The organism is Bradyrhizobium paxllaeri (genome assembly GCF_001693515.2).
Classification (GTDB): domain Bacteria; phylum Pseudomonadota; class Alphaproteobacteria; order Rhizobiales; family Xanthobacteraceae; genus Bradyrhizobium; species Bradyrhizobium paxllaeri.
Map to the genome: position 1 here is coordinate 4,370,456 of NZ_CP042968.1, position 14,844 is coordinate 4,385,299.

Below are 14,844 nucleotides of genomic sequence, written 5' to 3' on the forward strand. Positions count from 1 at the left end.
AATGGGATCAATCCGATCGGGTGGCTTTTGGCTTTCTAAAGCAATAAAAGACGAGCTCCCGTTTGATCATCCCTTGCCGCAATCGTTTCGGAGCAACGTTGAACGTCCATCGCCCCATTGCCTTCGTCGCGCTTGTTGCATTCGCGTCGCTCACCCTCGCGGGCTCCGCGATGGCGCAAAGCACGATTGCGGCTAACGTCGCCAAACCGGTGTCCCTCCCCAACATCGCCATCGGGTCTGAAAAGGCGCCGGTCACCATCACCGAGTATTCGTCGATGAGCTGCCCGCATTGCGCGGCGTTCGGCCAAAATGTTTTTCCGATGCTGCGTTCGAAGTATATCGACACCGGCAAGGTGCGTTTCGTGTTCCGCGAATTCCCGCTCGACATCAAAGCGGCCGCAGCCTCGATACTGGCGCGCTGTATCGGCAAGGGCGATTCCGAAAAGTACCTCGCAGCAGTCGAGCTGTTGTTCAAGTTGCAGGACCGCCTGATGACGCAGACCAAGGAAACGCTGCTCTATGTCGGTAAGCAGCACGGTATGAGCGAAGAGGACGTCAAGACCTGCGAGGAAGACCAGGCGCAGTTCGACAAGCTGAGCAACGATCAGCAGTACGCCCATCGGGAATTGAAGGTTACCTCAACGCCGACGTTCTTCCTCAACGGTGTAAAGCTGCAAGGCTCGATGTCGTTCGAGGAGCTGGAAGAACGGATCACACCGTTGCTCAAGAAATAGCACGGCGCACCTCCCGGAAGCCCCTTGTCCGGCGCCGCTGCCTCGCCGATGATGCCCCCAACAAACATCTGGGGGAGAACGCCATGACCGCGGCTGTACGGGTATTGCTGGCAGCCGTGTGGCTGCTGTCGGGCGTCGTGGCGGCCTCGGCGCAAAACTATCCGAGCAGGCCGGTACGCGTCGTGGTCGGCTTTCCTGCCGGTGGACCGACCGACGTCATCGCCCGCGTCGTCGCCCAGAAGCTTAGCGACAATCTCGGCCAGCAATTCTTTGTCGAGAACATCGGCGGCGCCGGCGGCAACACCGCGGCCGGCCAGGTCGCCCGCATGGCGCCGGACGGCTACACCATCATGGTGGTCAGCACCGGCTTCGTCGTTAATCCCAGCCTCTACGCCAAGGTGCCGTATGATCCGGTCAAGGATTTCGCGCCGGTGACGCTGGTTGCGGTTTCGCCGAATGTCGTGGTGGTCAACCCGCAGGTCGCTGCCAGGACATTGCCCGAACTGGTGCAGCTCATCAGGGACAATCCCGGCAAATACAGCTTTGCGGGGCCCGGGGTCGGATCGACGCCCCATCTGGGCGGCGAGCTGTTTCGCCTCGCCTTCAAGCTCGATCTGGTCCACGTCCCTTTCACGGGCGCCGCCCCGGCCATTCAAGCGACGGTCGGCGGACACACGCCGATCGCTTTCACGGCGCTGCCGCCTGCTTTGTCCGCGGTGCAGAGTGGACAGTTGCGCGCGCTCGGCGTTGCCTCGGCCGAGCGTGCCGCAGGCCTGCCCAACGTGCCGACCTTTGCCGAACAGGGCGTGAGCGATCAGGAAGCCGACACGCTGACCGGTATTGTCGCGCCGGCCGGAACCCCGAAGGCGGTCATCGATCTGCTCCATCGCGAGATTGCCGGGATCGTCGCGCAACCCGACGTCAGGGAACGCCTCACGACGCTCGGCTTCAAGGCGGTTGCGAACACGCCGGATCAGTTCGGCGCGCGGATCAGGCTTGAGATGGACAAGTGGGGCAAGGTCGTACGCGATGCAAAGTTGCGGATCGAATAGTGCGTTCAGCAGCCCTGGTTGGATGACGGCTGCTCCACAGCGGCATCCACGATCCTGGTAAAGGTCAGGCCGATACGGTTCTTCTGGATCCAGGCGACCCGGCACTCATGCACGATCGAGGGATCCTTTGCCATCACGAGCCGAAAGTGTTTCGGGACGAAGGCCGGGTTGTCGACGTCGATCGCCGCCCCCGCGGGCGAGATATTCCGCACCACGCAGGACATGACGGAACCGCCCGAAGAGACATAGGCGGGCTCGTCGATCAGGGTTCGCGGATACTTGCGTTTCTCTTCCATCCTGTTCGTCCCGTTCTGGATCGATCCCGGCTAAACCGCAACGCTAGCGCAAAACCTTAAACAAGTCGGCGTGTGCGCCGCAGCGATAGACCGGACTTGCCATAGCGTCAGGACCATTGTGCAGAGCGGCACGAAATCGCGGATCGGCTATCTGCACATGTGCTCCGCGTCGCCATGGGCTTGCCGATTGCGGCGACGGCACGCTAGCTTTTCACCAATGACTGGCACGCGGACACGACGGACCCACACATGATCTTGAACGCAGCGATCGCAAGCTCTGCCGATCTCGCGGGCGACCAGGCGGTGATCGCCCGGGCCGAAGCCATATGTGAGGATGTCGCGAAAGCGTCCGACGATATCGAAACCGCGCGGCGGCTGCCGCCGGCTCTGCTCGACAAGCTGCACGACGCGCAATTGTTCCGGCTGTTGCTGCCCCGTTCGACCAACGGGATCGAAACCGATCCCGTCACTTTCTTCCACGTCATCGAAACCATTGCCAAAGCAGACGCTTCCACCGCCTGGTGCCTCAGCCAGGCCGGTGGCTGCGCGATGTCGGCGGCGTATCTCGACTTGCCGGTGGCCCAGGCGATCTTCGGCGATCCGCGCGCCGTGCTGGCGTGGGGTCCCGGCCCCAAGGTCCGCGCCGTCGAATGCGAGGGCGGCTACAGGGTGACCGGAGCGTGGTCCTTTGCGTCCGGCGGCCGGCACGCGACCTGGCTCGGGGCGCACTGCCCGATCTATGCAGCCGACGGCTCGCCCAAACGCGACGCCAATGGAGCCCCGCTCGAACGCACCATGCTGGTACGCACCGAAGACGTCGAGTGGACCGACATCTGGAATACGGTCGGGCTGCGCGGCACGGCCAGCGACCAGTTCGCGCTCAACGACTTCTTCGTGCGCGCGGACCATTCGATTACCCGCGAGTTCGACCGCGAATGCCGCGAGCGCGGCCCGCTCTACCGCATGAGCAACCACACCTGCTACCAGGTCGGCTTTGCCGGCGTTGCCTGCGGCATCGCCCGCACCGCGCTCGACAATTTCGTCGAGACGATGCGCAACAAGGTGCCGCGTGGCGCGAGGATGTCGCTGCGCGACAATGCGGTGGTTCAAAGCAACCTCGCCCAGGCGGAAGTCAATCTCCGCGCCGCGCGCGGCTACGTGTTGCAGTCGATGGCCGACACCTGGAAGGATCTTGGCGCCGGCGCGACGATTACGGTGGCGCAGCGCATGAACATCCGCATGGCCTCCACCCATGCCATTCACAAGGCGCGCGAAGCGGTCGACTTTGCCTACAACGCCGCGGGCGCCACCGCGATCTTCGAGAACCATCCGCTGGAGCGGCGATTCCGCGACATCCATACGGTGACCCAGCAGTTGCAGGGCCAGCTCCGGCATTTTGAAACCGTCGGCGCCTGGATGATGGGCGTCGATACCGATCTCAGCTTTGTTTAGGGGAGAACGACCATGGGACTTGGCGTCCTGCAGCATTACACCATCGAGCCATCCGACCTCGAGCGCACCAAGGATTTCTATTGCGACGTCCTTGGGCTGGAGAATGGCGACCGCCCGCCGCTCGATTTCCCCGGCTACTGGCTCTACTCGGGCGGCACCGCCACGGTGCATCTGATGGGCACGCGCAAGCCGCGCGATGGTATCGTGGTGCGCGGCACCGAGCGGAAGTATGAAGATACCGGACGATTCGATCACATCGCCTTCGCGGCGACCGACGTCGAAGGGATGCGCAGGCGCCTGCAGTCGAAAGGCGTCAAATTCCGCGAGAGCATCGTGCCACGGACCGGCGATACCCAGTTCTTCCTCTACGATCCCGATGGCGTTGGCGTCGAACTGAACTTTCCAAAGACCTGAGCCCCCCGGCTCCTAATCGACGGCAGCCGGTGCCGTACGTGATGTTGGGGAGCAACACTTGCAACCAAAGAATGAAGTTCCCGACAACGCCGCAAGTCAGCCACGACTATGGCGCCAGTCCGTCAGGGTTTCTTCATCATTGCAATGAGATTGGGGGAGCCGCGCCGCTGCGGCAGAGTAGCCGGGTGCCGTGCCTTTCAACCTACCCCAGGGCCTGCGTACCCGGCTATTCGCTCGGCAGTGCGCCGCTAATCGAGCCCGCGTTCGTGGCTCAGATTGACCATTTCCTGAATGAAGACCGCCTTTTGCTTGTCGTCCAGGCTGGCGAATAGCGGCTCGGCCGCATCCGCCACGTTGCGCTGATCGACGGCGCGGTCGTTGAGAAACTGGGCCTCATTGCGCATCTGCTCGATGATGTCGTCAGGCGGATCGCGCTTGGCGCGCGCCACGCGCAGGTTGAGCCGATCAGCGCCGTTATGACCGAGATAGTGCATCGCACTGTTGAAGCCGGCCCAATGCTTTTCCTGCTCGGGTGTGAGGTTTAGCTCCTTCTTGATCCGTTCGATATTGGCGTCGCTGTTGGCGACGATCTGTTCGGCCGTCAGTTGCGGCGCGCCAGTCTGGGTAAGGACGGCCGGCTGCTGCTGTGGTTGCTGCTTCGCGGTCTTGGTCGCCTTGCTCCCCTTGGACGGCTTCGATGCTTCGCCTTGCTTGGCCTCGCCCTGCTTGGAAGCCTCGCCCTGTTTGGCATCCTTCGTCGCAGGTGCCTGTCCGCCCTTGGCATTGGGATTGTTGTTATTGCCTCCGGTGAAAACGCCGGTGACGCCCGTGACCACCCCGACGACGCCGCCGATCGCGCCGCCCAGGACACCGCCGACCGGACCGGCAGCCTTGTTGCCCTCTCGTGCCCCCTGTTGCACGCCCTGCACCAGCCCTTGCGCGTTCGCCGTCGCAGGCGCAGCAAGAGCCAGCGTGGCGATGACGCCAAGCGCAAAACGCAATCGCGACGGCATCGGCACAATGTGCAAGGGACGGGTCATTATCTGGTCTCCATCGTCGATCGAGAGTTGGGCGCGCGTCGTCTCGCGCCGGGAATCCTCTTCTGCCTAAACTATCGTTTCCGCCCTAAACTCGTCCACCGTTACGCCCTGATGGTTCCACGGATGGAAATATCCGGGGTGGAAGACACCATTTGGCGACTGCGGCGCAGTCGCACACCCCGTGGTCGGGACACGAATAACAAACGTGTGCAACGCAATATTGCCGCGTCAATTATTGACGATCCCAATGACATGGCATCGTCGCTCCCGCCGCCCGGAATTTCCACGCAACGTTAGTTCAATAACGACGGCCGCGGTGTTTTCTCGACAGATGCAAACAATTCTGTTCTGATCCGATTGCGAAATCTCCGCTGGCCACCGCCTCGACGCGGCTCTCCTCCAGACGGAGAACAAAAATAAAAAGCAAAATCTGGCTCAGCAAAGAGGAAACGCCATGTCTCGTAGGAAGCTTTCTCGCCGACAATTCGTTGCTGCGACAGCGCTAACATCCGCAGCTCTCGTTACCGCGCCGTATGTGCGCGGCGCCCACGCCGCCGGCAAGCTCTCGATCGGTTTCTGGGACCACTGGGTTCCCGGCGCGAACAAGGCCTCGACGGATATCGTCAATGCCTGGGCGGAAAAAGAGAAGGTCGAGGTTCAGATCGACTACATTCCGAGCCAGGGCAACAAGCTCATCCTCACCATCGCCGCCGAAGCGCAAGCGAAATCCGGTCATGACATTATGGCCATGCAGACCTGGTGGCCGCATGCGCAGGCCGAGCTGCTGGAGCCTATGAACGACGTCGTGGAAGGCCTCATCAAGCTGAACGGCGAACCCAACGGCACCGTAAAATATCTCGGCCAGTCCAAGGGCAAGTGGCTTGCGGTGCCCTCCAGCGTCGGCAGCCAGATCAAGGGACCCTGCTCGCGCATCGACCTGATGAAGCAGCATGCCGGCATCGACGTGCAGGCACTGTATCCGGCAGGCGCTCCGCCGAAGGCCGATAGCTGGACCCTGGATACCTTCCTGAAGGCTGCGGAAGCCTGCCAGAAGGGCGGCGTTCCCTTCGGCATCGGTCTCGGCGAGACCACCGACAATGTCGATACGGCAGGCGCGATCTTCCAGTCGTTCGGCGCAGCCCTCGTCGATGAGAAGGGCAACGTCACGGTGAAGACCGACGCGGTGCGCCAGTCACTGGAGTTCTACAAGAAGCTCATCTCCTTCCTGCCGCCCGATGTCGGCGCCTGGGACGATGCCTCCAACAACAAATGGCTGGTCTCCGGCAGGGGAGCTTTGATCATGAACCCTCCGAGCGCCTGGGCGGTCGCCAAACGCGACGCGCCGCAGGTGGCCGAGCAGTGCTGGACCCACGGCTTCCCGGCGGGGCCCAAGGGCCGCTTTGCACCTTATCTGCCCTATTTCTGGGGCACCTGGTCGTTCTCCAAGAACAAGGAAGCGGCCAAGAGCTTGCTCAGGGCGCTTTCGCAGCCGGACGCGATCGAGAAGATGGTGGTGGCGAGCGGCGGCTACGACCTGCCCTGCTACGAGAAACTCACCACGCTGAAGGTCTGGCAGGAGGAAGCGCCGCCGAAGGGCACGCTCTATCACTATCCGAACCCACATAACCATCAGACACTCTCGATCGCTGCGGCCCCCGCCCCGCCGAAGATCGCCCAGCAGATCTACACGCAGGCGACGCTGACCAAGATGTGCCTGCGATACTCCAAGGGCGAGTCGATGGAGAAGGTGCTCGCCTGGGCCGAAGGCGAGTGCGAAGGCTTCATGCGAAGCTGACGGACGGGACGATATGGCGGCCTGCCTGATCGCAGGCCGCCATTACGTATCCGCATCAATCGCGGCGTCTGCGAAGCAGACCGAACGTGACAGGGTGAGAACAGACCATGGCTGACGTCGTACTGCAGCCGAACCGGGCCGCCACCAAGAAAACCGTAGGCAAACGAGGCGGCCTGCACAACATGCTCAAGCGCAAATCAACCGTGGCGTTCCTGATGGCGCTACCCCTGATTCTGCTGATTGCGACCCTCGTGGTCTATCCCGCCTTCTACGCGCTGCACCTGGCGACGTTGAACAAGTCAATGCAGCGCTTTGTCGGCCTCGGTAACTTCGAGTTCCTGTTCAAGCGGGAGACATTCTGGCTCGTCGTCCAGCAGTCCTGCATCTTTGCGATCACGGCCGTCATCTTCAAGGCGGTGCTTGGCTTCATCATTGCGCATTTCGTCCACAACATCCCGGCCAAGGGTCAGCGCAAGTGGCGCGGCATGCTGCTGGTGCCGTGGGTGATCCCGCCGGCGATGAGCACGCTGGCCTGGCTTTGGCTGTTCGATCCTTCCTACAGCGCGTTCAACTACACGCTCTCCTTCTTCGGCGTCGGGCCGATCCCCTGGACCGGCGATGCCATGTGGGCGCGCTTCTCGGTGATCCTCGTCAACATCTGGGTTGGCGCGCCGTTCTTCATGATCATGTACCTGGCCGCGCTGAAATCCGTGCCCGACCAGCTCTATGAGGCAGCCGCGATCGACGGCGCCAACTGGTGGCAGCGCATCTGGTATGTGACGCTGCCGATGATGCGCAATATCATCGCGATCACGACGCTGTTCTCGCTGATCGTGACCTTTGCCAATTTTGACATCGTGCGCATCCTGACCGCGGGCGGCCCGCTCGACCGCACGCATATCTTCGCGACATGGGCGTTCCGGATCGGTATCGAAGGCAGCGATATTCCGTTGGGTGCCAGTGTGTCTCTCTTCATGGTGCCGATTCTGGCGATCGCAGCGATCTTCATCCTGCGCGACATCTCCAAACGCGGGAATGAAGCCTGATGACCACGGCGACAATCGACAAGGCCGCGCCGACCCGCAAGGTCAAGTACGGCAGCATGAGCCGCGACCGCGCCTGGGCGCTGCGCTGGTCCTATTTCTTCCTCGTAATCTTCGCGATCTTCTTCCTGACGCCGCCGGTTTACATGCTCATCACCTCGCTGAAGAGCAGCGCGGAGATTTCGGCGGCGACCAATCCGTGGTGGGTGTTCCATCCGACCCTTGAGAACTACACCGGGCTACTGACATCAAACCAGTTCCTGCGCTTCTTCTGGAATTCGGCGATCGTATCGATCTTCGTCGTCACCATCACCATGCTGATAGCAGTACCCGCCGCCTTTGCGCTGTCGAGGATGCGGTTCTGGGGTTCGGCAACGCTCGCGACCGGCGTGTTCCTGACCTATCTCATTCCCGAGACGCTGCTGTTCATTCCGCTGTTCAAGATGTTCGCGGTGATCGGCGACTGGACCGGCATCCAGCTCATCAACAGATGGTACGTGCTGCTGATCCTCTACCCGACGCTGACGGTACCGTTCTGCACCTGGATCATGATCGGCTACTTCGCAAGCATTCCGAAGGAACTGGACGAAGCCGCCATCATCGACGGCGCATCATGGTTCCAGACGCTGACGCGGATATTCATCCCGGTGGCGTTGCCGGGCCTGATCGCGGCGACGATCTTCGCCTTTACGGTCTCCTGGGCGCAATTCCTCTATCCGCTGGTGTTCACCACGTCGACTGACCAGCTCGTGATGCCCGTTGGCATCATCACGACGCTGATCAAGGGCGACGTGTTCAACTGGGGTCAGATCATGACCGGCGCCCTGCTCGGCGCCGCGCCGCCGCTCATCATCTACGCGTTCCTGATGGACTATTACATTGCCGGCCTGACCGCCGGTGCGACGAAGGGTTGATCTCATGGCTGACGTGACGTTGCGTAAGGTTGTGAAGCGCTATGACGAAGTCGAGGCGGTGCGCGGCATCGATCTCGACATCGCCGACCATGAGTTTGTCGTGCTGGTGGGCCCGTCGGGTTGCGGCAAGTCGACGACGCTGCGGATGATCGCCGGCCTGGAAGATATCTCCGACGGCGACATCATGATCGGCGGCGACGTCGTCAACGACGTGCCGCCGAAGGATCGCGATATCGCGATGGTGTTTCAGAACTACGCGCTCTACCCGCACATGACGGTCGCGGAAAACATGTCGTTCGGGCTGCGGCTGAAACGCTATCCGAAGGCCGAAATCAAGAGCCGCGTCGACGAGGCCGCGCGCATGCTCGACATCGTCGAGCTGGTCGACCGCAAGCCGAAGCAATTGTCGGGCGGCCAGCGCCAGCGCGTCGCCATGGGCCGCGCCATCGTGCGCAACCCGAAGGTGTTCCTGTTCGACGAACCGCTATCCAACCTCGATGCCAAGCTGCGCGTGCAGATGCGGATCGAAATCAAGAAGGTGCACCAAAAGGTCCGCACCACGACGGTCTACGTGACCCACGACCAGGTCGAGGCGATGACCCTGGCCGACCGCGTGGTGGTGATGAACCATGGCCGGATCGAGCAGATCGGCACGCCGAACGAGCTCTATCACAAGCCGGCGACGAAATTCGTCGCCAGCTTCATCGGTTCGCCGGCGATGAACTTCGTCCCGTGCCGGCTGGAAGATCTCGCCGGCAAGTTGCACGTCCGGTTGACCGACCGCATCGCCTTCCCGCTGCCGCCGGCCCGGGCTGCCCGTTATCAGGGCATTCCGCGTACCGACAAACTGCTGCTGGGGCTGCGGCCGGAGCACATCACGGAGGCGAAGCCGCATCCTGAACCCGGCGTGGAGGCCTTTGACGCGGTGCTCGACGTCACCGAGCCGATGGGAATGGAGACGCTGATCTATTTTACCCTGGAAGGCGCGCAGGTCTGCGGCCGGGTCAATCCCAATGCCGGCGCGCAGGATGGCGCCCCGCTCCGATTGGCTGTGGACCTCAACAATATGCACCTGCTAAACGAGGTGACCGGCGTCGTCCTTTGACGACGCATCAGCGGCACCCAAGGGCAGGAAATGGCGACCAACAAGAAGAAAATCTTCATCACGGAATCGATGTCGCAGCAGGGAAGAGCGCTGCTTCATGCGCGCGACGACATCGAGATCGTGGAATTTCCGAACATGATTGCGCAGAAGGATTTCGAGGCCAAGCTGAAGGAGCATGCGCCTGTACACGGCGTCGCCCTGGGCGGCACCCGCTTCGGCGAGCCCGAGCTCGAAGCCTCGAAGGACATGCTGGTGGTGACGAGGATCGGCGTCGGCTTCGATGCCGTCGATGTCCCCGCGCTCAGCCGCCGCAAGGTCCCACTGATGGTGGCTGGCACCGCCAATTCGCCCTCCGTCGCCGAGCATGCGGTATTCATGATGCTGACGCTCGCCAAGCGCGCGACGGAAATGCATTCCCTCGTCAGGGACGACAAATGGGCTGACAGGCTCGGGATGCTGCCCTTCGACCTCTTCGGCAAGACGGTTCTGATCGTCGGTTTTGGCCGCATCGGCACCCGCACCGCCAAGCGCTGCCTCGCGATGGAAATGAACGTCCTGGTTTTCGATCCCTACAAGTCCGCCGCCGACATCAAGGCCGCCGGCTGCGAACCGGTCGCCGACCTCAACGCCGCGCTGCCGCGCGCTGATTTCGTCACCATCCACTGTCCGAAAAACCCGGAGACGGTCGGCATGTTCAATGCCGACAGGCTGAAGCTGATAAAGCCGTCCGCCTATCTGATCAACACGGCGCGCGGCGGAATCGTCGACGAGGCTGCGCTGCACACGGCGCTGGTGTCCGGCAAGCTTGCCGGCGCGGGCCTCGACGTTTTCGAACAGGAGCCCCCGCCGGCCGGTCAGGCGTTGCTCGCTTTGCCGAACGTCATCATGGCGCCGCATGTCGCAGGCGTCACGGTGGAAGCCGTCGACCGGATGAGCGAGCAGACCGCCCGCAACATTCTCAGTGTCCTGGACGGCGATCCCGTGCGTCAGAATGTGATCAATCAGGACGTGCTCGGCTGAACCATCGGGGTGAATGACATCAGGCGCGGCCGGTCCCCCATCGGCCCGCCGGGAAGCGAGGTATGTGCATGGCCTTCAAGGAATACGGCAATTTCGATGCGGTCGGCCTCGCTGACCTGGTTCGGAAGAAACAGGTCACGCCCAAAGAATTGCTCGACGAGGCTATCGCCCGTACTGCGAAGGTCGATCCGCAGATCAACGCTGTCGTCGTCAAACACTACGACCATGCCGAGCGTCAGATCGCGCGCGGCCTGCCTGATGGCCCATTTACGGGCGTACCATTCCTGCTGAAAGACCTCGATCCTCTGGAGGGCACGTGCACGACCTCAGGCGCCACGGTTCTGAAGGAGTTTGTGGCCGACCACAGCGGCACGCTGGCGCAGCGCTTCCTCGCCACTGGCGTGTCGATCTTCGGCAAAAGCTCCAGCCCCGAATTCGGCCTGATGCCGACGACGGAGTCGCGCCTGTTTGGGCCGACCCGCAACCCCTGGAATCTCGAGCACTCTTCCGGGGGCTCATCGGGCGGTGCGGCGGCGGCGGTTGCCGCCCGCATCCTCCCCGTCGCGCATGCCAGCGATGGTGGCGGCTCGATCCGGATCCCCGCCTCCGCGTCTGGTGTGTTCGGCCTGAAGCCGACCCGGGCGCGCAATCCGCTCGGCCCCGATCGCGGCGAAGGCTGGGGCGGCTTCTCCTGCGGCCATGTCGTTAGCATCAGCGTGCGCGACAGTGCTGTCATGATGGACGCGATCCATGGCCCGGAGCCGTCGAGCCCCTATGTCGCGCCGCCGCCGGAGCGGCCGTTTTCGCAGGAGGTCGGCCGCGACCCCGGCAAGCTCCGCATCTCTTTCACCGACAAGTCGCCGTATGGCGATGCCATCGATCCGGAAATCGCAGCGGCCGTGCGCGAGATCGCAAGCCTGCTGGCGGGGCTCGGCCATCACGTCGAGGAACGTGCGCCGAAACTTCCCGCCGATCCGGCCGCGACCATAACCACGATCGTCGGCGCCAACACCGCGCTGACGGTGCGGTTGCTCGAGCAGCGGTTCGGTCGGGAGATGACGGACAAGGATCTCGAGATCTTGACGCTGGCGCATGCGCACAACGCGAAGAAGAACACGGCGACGGACTATGTCGCCGCCCAGCTCGCCGCCTTCCAGATATCCCGCGCGCTGGCGGCCTTCTTCGAGAGCTGCGATGTCTTCCTGTCTCCGACGCTGTGCGCGCCGCCGCTGCGCATCGGCGAGCTCAACACCATGTCGAACGATCTGTCGCACATCACCCCGATCCTGCGCCGCTATATGCCGGGGACCTCGATGTTCAACATGTCCGGACAGCCGGCGATGTCGGTGCCGCTCGCATGGAACAAGGCGGGATTGCCGCTCGGCATGATGTTTTCGGCCAGGTTCGGCGACGAGGCAACCCTGTTCCGGCTGGCCAGCCAGCTCGAACAGGCGCGTCCCTGGAAGAACCGATTACCGCCGGTGTGCGCCTAAGCGTCGCCTCCAAAACGCCACGGATGGACAAAGCCCGGCCTTATCGCTAGCGAGGAAAGGCACCGGGCGGCATCGGGGCACCGATTCTGCCAAACGGGCGCAATCCGGAGGCTGAATCGTGACTCAAGGCGACCCAACCGACAATGCACTGGCGACCATCGCCAGCATTCTCGACGCGCCGGAAGCCCGCCGCGAACCTGAAAAGGCCGTGGCTGCCGAGCAAAGGCCGGCGGTCCCGCCGCCCATCCCGACATCTCCTCCGCCGATCGAGGCGCATGGCTACGCCAAGCACGGTCCCGGCCCGATGGCGGCGATCCGCTTCAAATGGACAGTCCGCCTTGAGAACGGCGACTACTATGTCGACGAGACCATCGGAGAGAACTCGCCCCCGATCGTGACCGGCCCGATGTCGCGGGAAGCTGCAATCCGGATGGTCGATGATCGCGAAAGCGACGCACGCCGCCGCTTCGAGCTGTTCAAGAGCGAGATGACCGGGCGTACCGCTGCCGCCCATCTGGCCCGCCAGGACAGCGGCGAAGCGTAAGGGGAATTGTCCCACCCACCGTCATGCCCGGGCTTGTCCCACGGCTGTCCGGTTTAATTTTTGTAGACAAGGCGCATGGCGTTGATTCTTCTGTGCTCCAAGCGTTTGGCGACGTTTTGGGACACGGAGAAGGATCAAGCCATGCTGCATCAGAATAGCGTATTCCACGGACTTCTAAAGCACGTTCCATGGCATCGGTTCGACAGGCTTGTGGAGGAGCATGGAGCCGATGCGCGGGTGCGCCGGTTGTCGACCAAGAGCCAGTTGGTGGCGCTGCTTTATGGTCAGCTTTCGGGGGCGGCGAGCTTGCGCGAGATCGTGGCAGGACTTTCGAGCCATGCTGTGCGGCTCTACCATGTGGGCGCGGCACCGGTTCAACGATCGACCTTCTCGGATGCGAACGCACAGCGGCCTGCCGCCGTGTTCACCGAACTGTTGGCGATAATGATGAAGCAGGCGCATCGCGGGCTGCGTCGCAAGCTTGCCGAGACGACCTACCTGATCGATGCCACGAGCGTGCGCTTGAACGAACACAGCGCCGGCTGGGCGCGGTTCTCGGCGGGGGTCTGCGGTGCCAAAGTGCACGTAATTTACGACGCCGACGCGGATCGCCCAATCTATGCCGCGGTCACTCCGGCCAACGTCAACGACATCACCATGGCCCAGCAAATGCCGATCGAGCCGGGCGCCACTTATGTCTTCGATCTCGGTTATTACGACTATGCCTGGTGGGCCGCGCTCGATGCCGCCGGCTGCCGGATCGTCAGCCGCTTCAAATCCAACACGCCGCTCGACGTGGTGGAGGAACTGCCCGTCATCCCGGACGGCAACATCCTCTCCGACCGCATCGGCTTCCTTCCCGCACGCCAGGCCAAGAGCCGCTGCAATCCAATGCAGGATGCGGTACGCGAGGTCCGCATCATGACCGATACCGGAAAGATGCTGCGTATCTTGTCGAATGATCTCGATGCCAGCGCACAAGAGATCGCTGATCTCTATCGTCGACGCTGGGCCATCGAGTTGTTCTTCCGCTGGATCAAGCAGACCCTCAAGATCACTCGCTTCGTCGGCACATCCGAGAATGCCATACGCATCCAGATTGCGGTCGCGCTCATCGCCTTCCTGCTGCTGCGCCTGGCCCAGGCTGCACAGAAAGCCGTTCCAAGCCCAACCGTCTTCAGCAGGCTGGTTCGGGCCAACCTCATGCACCGCCGATCGATCGACAAGCTGCTCGAACCATCGCCAATCGTCCAAGATCAGCGGCAGATGAGCCTAAGTCTATGCTAAAACTAAACCGGACAGCCGTGGGCTTGTCCCGGGCATCCACGTCTTGGCCTCCGCACGAAAAGACGTGGATGGCCGGGACAAGCCCGGCCATGACGAACTCTTGAGACGGCGTGCTGCTCTAACAGCTATCTCGGCGGCCCCAGAAAATCTTTCTTGGCCAGATCGACGCCGGCATGGCGCAGGATGTCGTAGGCGGTCGTGACATGAAAGAAGAACTGCGGAACGCTGAACGTCAGCAGCAGTGATTTGCCGGTGAAGTTTCGCTGGGTCCCGTTCTTGAAGGTGAATGCGACCTCCTTGTCGGCGGCGTTCTCTATTTCCTCGCGCGGCAAGCCCTGCACGAAATCGACCGTTGCCGATATCCGCGACTTCAGCTCTGGAATATCGAGCTCAGTGCCTGAAAATGTGTGCGGGGCGCGGCCCGCCAGCAGCGCGCAGGCAACGATCGCATGCCGCTTGGCCTCTCCGACCTGCTGCTTCAAATTGTACATCGTGGGTGAGAGCCGCATGTTCAGAAGAACGGCGGGATCGATATTTCGGGCTTCGGCATGGGCCGCGGCCCTGTCGAGGAGACTGGACAGATTTTCGAGATACGGCACGAAAACGCCGACGGAAGCCTCGTGAAGCGAGATGGTCACGATTTCGATTTCTCCGG

15 protein-coding genes are annotated in these 14,844 nt (G+C 62.4%); 12 read left to right on the plus strand and 3 right to left on the minus strand.

Translation table 11 applies throughout. The annotated features are described in order from the left end of the window. Positions 1–65 precede the first annotated feature (65 nt). Positions 66–734, plus strand: coding sequence for a DsbA family protein (locus LMTR21_RS20895; protein WP_084030980.1), 669 nt, complete (start codon positions 66–68; stop codon positions 732–734). Between the two features lie 83 nt (positions 735–817). Continuing rightward, on the plus strand, positions 818–1,786 hold the full coding sequence (locus tag LMTR21_RS20900; protein WP_065756108.1) for a Bug family tripartite tricarboxylate transporter substrate binding protein: 969 nt from the start codon (positions 818–820) through the stop codon (positions 1,784–1,786). Between the two features lie 5 nt (positions 1,787–1,791). On the opposite strand, the gene LMTR21_RS20905 is transcribed toward LMTR21_RS20900, so the two are convergent. After that, a complete protein-coding gene (locus tag LMTR21_RS20905) occupies positions 1,792–2,082 on the minus strand; it encodes a PilZ domain-containing protein (RefSeq protein WP_065756107.1) in 291 nt (96 codons plus the stop codon). A 249-nt stretch (positions 2,083–2,331) separates the two neighbouring features. Here LMTR21_RS20905 and LMTR21_RS20910 point away from each other — a divergent pair, with 249 nt between their 5' ends. Further along, positions 2,332–3,534, plus strand: coding sequence for an acyl-CoA dehydrogenase family protein (locus LMTR21_RS20910; RefSeq protein ID WP_065756106.1), 1,203 nt, complete (start codon positions 2,332–2,334; stop codon positions 3,532–3,534). Between the two features lie 12 nt (positions 3,535–3,546). Beyond that, positions 3,547–3,948 carry a VOC family protein gene (locus LMTR21_RS20915; protein ID WP_065756105.1) on the plus strand — a complete coding sequence of 134 codons (402 nt, stop codon included), beginning with the start codon at positions 3,547–3,549 and terminating at the stop codon, positions 3,946–3,948. 248 nt (positions 3,949–4,196) lie between these two features. Here the strand turns inward: LMTR21_RS20915 and LMTR21_RS20920 are convergent, their stop codons facing one another. Further along, positions 4,197–4,988 (minus strand): Spy/CpxP family protein refolding chaperone, encoded by a 792-nt coding sequence (locus LMTR21_RS20920; protein WP_065756104.1) that lies wholly within the window; start codon positions 4,986–4,988, stop codon positions 4,197–4,199. Positions 4,989–5,442: 454 nt separating this feature from the next. On the opposite strand from LMTR21_RS20920, the gene LMTR21_RS20925 reads away from it, so the two are divergent. The 8 genes from LMTR21_RS20925 to LMTR21_RS20960 all read left to right on the plus strand — a co-directional run bounded on the left by LMTR21_RS20925 (position 5,443) and on the right by LMTR21_RS20960 (position 14,189). Then, the gene (locus LMTR21_RS20925) at positions 5,443–6,783 is read left to right on the plus strand and encodes an ABC transporter substrate-binding protein (protein WP_065756103.1); all 1,341 of its coding nucleotides are present in this window, start codon (positions 5,443–5,445) and stop codon (positions 6,781–6,783) included. 107 nt (positions 6,784–6,890) lie between these two features. Next, positions 6,891–7,829, plus strand: coding sequence for a carbohydrate ABC transporter permease (locus LMTR21_RS20930; RefSeq protein WP_065756102.1), 939 nt, complete (start codon positions 6,891–6,893; stop codon positions 7,827–7,829). Beyond that, positions 7,829–8,740: a carbohydrate ABC transporter permease gene (locus LMTR21_RS20935; RefSeq protein WP_065756101.1), complete on the plus strand. Its 912-nt coding sequence runs from the start codon at positions 7,829–7,831 to the stop codon at positions 8,738–8,740. The genes LMTR21_RS20930 and LMTR21_RS20935 overlap by 1 nt, the downstream gene beginning before the upstream one ends. 4 nt (positions 8,741–8,744) lie before the next feature. Continuing rightward, positions 8,745–9,845, plus strand: a complete 1,101-nt coding sequence (locus LMTR21_RS20940; protein WP_065756100.1) for an ABC transporter ATP-binding protein — start codon at positions 8,745–8,747, stop codon at positions 9,843–9,845. A gap of 30 nt (positions 9,846–9,875) precedes the next feature. Further along, a complete protein-coding gene (locus tag LMTR21_RS20945) occupies positions 9,876–10,865 on the plus strand; it encodes a hydroxyacid dehydrogenase (RefSeq protein WP_065756099.1) in 990 nt (329 codons plus the stop codon). Positions 10,866–10,933: 68 nt separating this feature from the next. Next, a complete protein-coding gene (locus tag LMTR21_RS20950) occupies positions 10,934–12,358 on the plus strand; it encodes an amidase (protein WP_065756098.1) in 1,425 nt (474 codons plus the stop codon). Positions 12,359–12,476: 118 nt separating this feature from the next. After that, positions 12,477–12,902, plus strand: coding sequence for a hypothetical protein (locus LMTR21_RS20955; RefSeq protein WP_065756097.1), 426 nt, complete (start codon positions 12,477–12,479; stop codon positions 12,900–12,902). A 141-nt stretch (positions 12,903–13,043) separates the two neighbouring features. Next, complete coding sequence (locus tag LMTR21_RS20960; RefSeq protein WP_148635931.1) at positions 13,044–14,189, plus strand: IS4 family transposase; 1,146 nt, start codon at positions 13,044–13,046, stop codon at positions 14,187–14,189. 125 nt (positions 14,190–14,314) lie between these two features. Here LMTR21_RS20960 and LMTR21_RS20965 read toward each other — a convergent pair whose 3' ends face one another. Further along, positions 14,315–14,827, minus strand: coding sequence for a DUF1993 domain-containing protein (locus tag LMTR21_RS20965; RefSeq protein ID WP_065756970.1), 513 nt, complete (start codon positions 14,825–14,827; stop codon positions 14,315–14,317). Positions 14,828–14,844: the final 17 nt, after the last annotated feature.

Excerpts from the sequence above, each read along its gene's own strand:
- LMTR21_RS20935 (WP_065756101.1), top strand. The coding sequence starts at position 7,829 with ATGACCACGGCGACAATCGACAAGGCCGCGCCGACCCGCAAGGTCAAG.
- LMTR21_RS20925 (WP_065756103.1), top strand. The coding sequence starts at position 5,443 with ATGTCTCGTAGGAAGCTTTCTCGCCGACAATTCGTTGCTGCGACAGCG.
- LMTR21_RS20920 (WP_065756104.1), bottom strand. The coding sequence starts at position 4,988 with ATGACCCGTCCCTTGCACATTGTGCCGATGCCGTCGCGATTGCGTTTT.
- LMTR21_RS20930 (WP_065756102.1), top strand. The coding sequence starts at position 6,891 with ATGGCTGACGTCGTACTGCAGCCGAACCGGGCCGCCACCAAGAAAACC.
- LMTR21_RS20960 (WP_148635931.1), top strand. The coding sequence starts at position 13,044 with ATGCTGCATCAGAATAGCGTATTCCACGGACTTCTAAAGCACGTTCCA.
- LMTR21_RS20910 (WP_065756106.1), top strand. The coding sequence starts at position 2,332 with ATGATCTTGAACGCAGCGATCGCAAGCTCTGCCGATCTCGCGGGCGAC.
- LMTR21_RS20945 (WP_065756099.1), top strand. The coding sequence starts at position 9,876 with ATGGCGACCAACAAGAAGAAAATCTTCATCACGGAATCGATGTCGCAG.
- LMTR21_RS20950 (WP_065756098.1), top strand. The coding sequence starts at position 10,934 with ATGGCCTTCAAGGAATACGGCAATTTCGATGCGGTCGGCCTCGCTGAC.
- LMTR21_RS20905 (WP_065756107.1), bottom strand. The coding sequence starts at position 2,082 with ATGGAAGAGAAACGCAAGTATCCGCGAACCCTGATCGACGAGCCCGCC.
- LMTR21_RS20900 (WP_065756108.1), top strand. The coding sequence starts at position 818 with ATGACCGCGGCTGTACGGGTATTGCTGGCAGCCGTGTGGCTGCTGTCG.
- LMTR21_RS20940 (WP_065756100.1), top strand. The coding sequence starts at position 8,745 with ATGGCTGACGTGACGTTGCGTAAGGTTGTGAAGCGCTATGACGAAGTC.
- LMTR21_RS20915 (WP_065756105.1), top strand. The coding sequence starts at position 3,547 with ATGGGACTTGGCGTCCTGCAGCATTACACCATCGAGCCATCCGACCTC.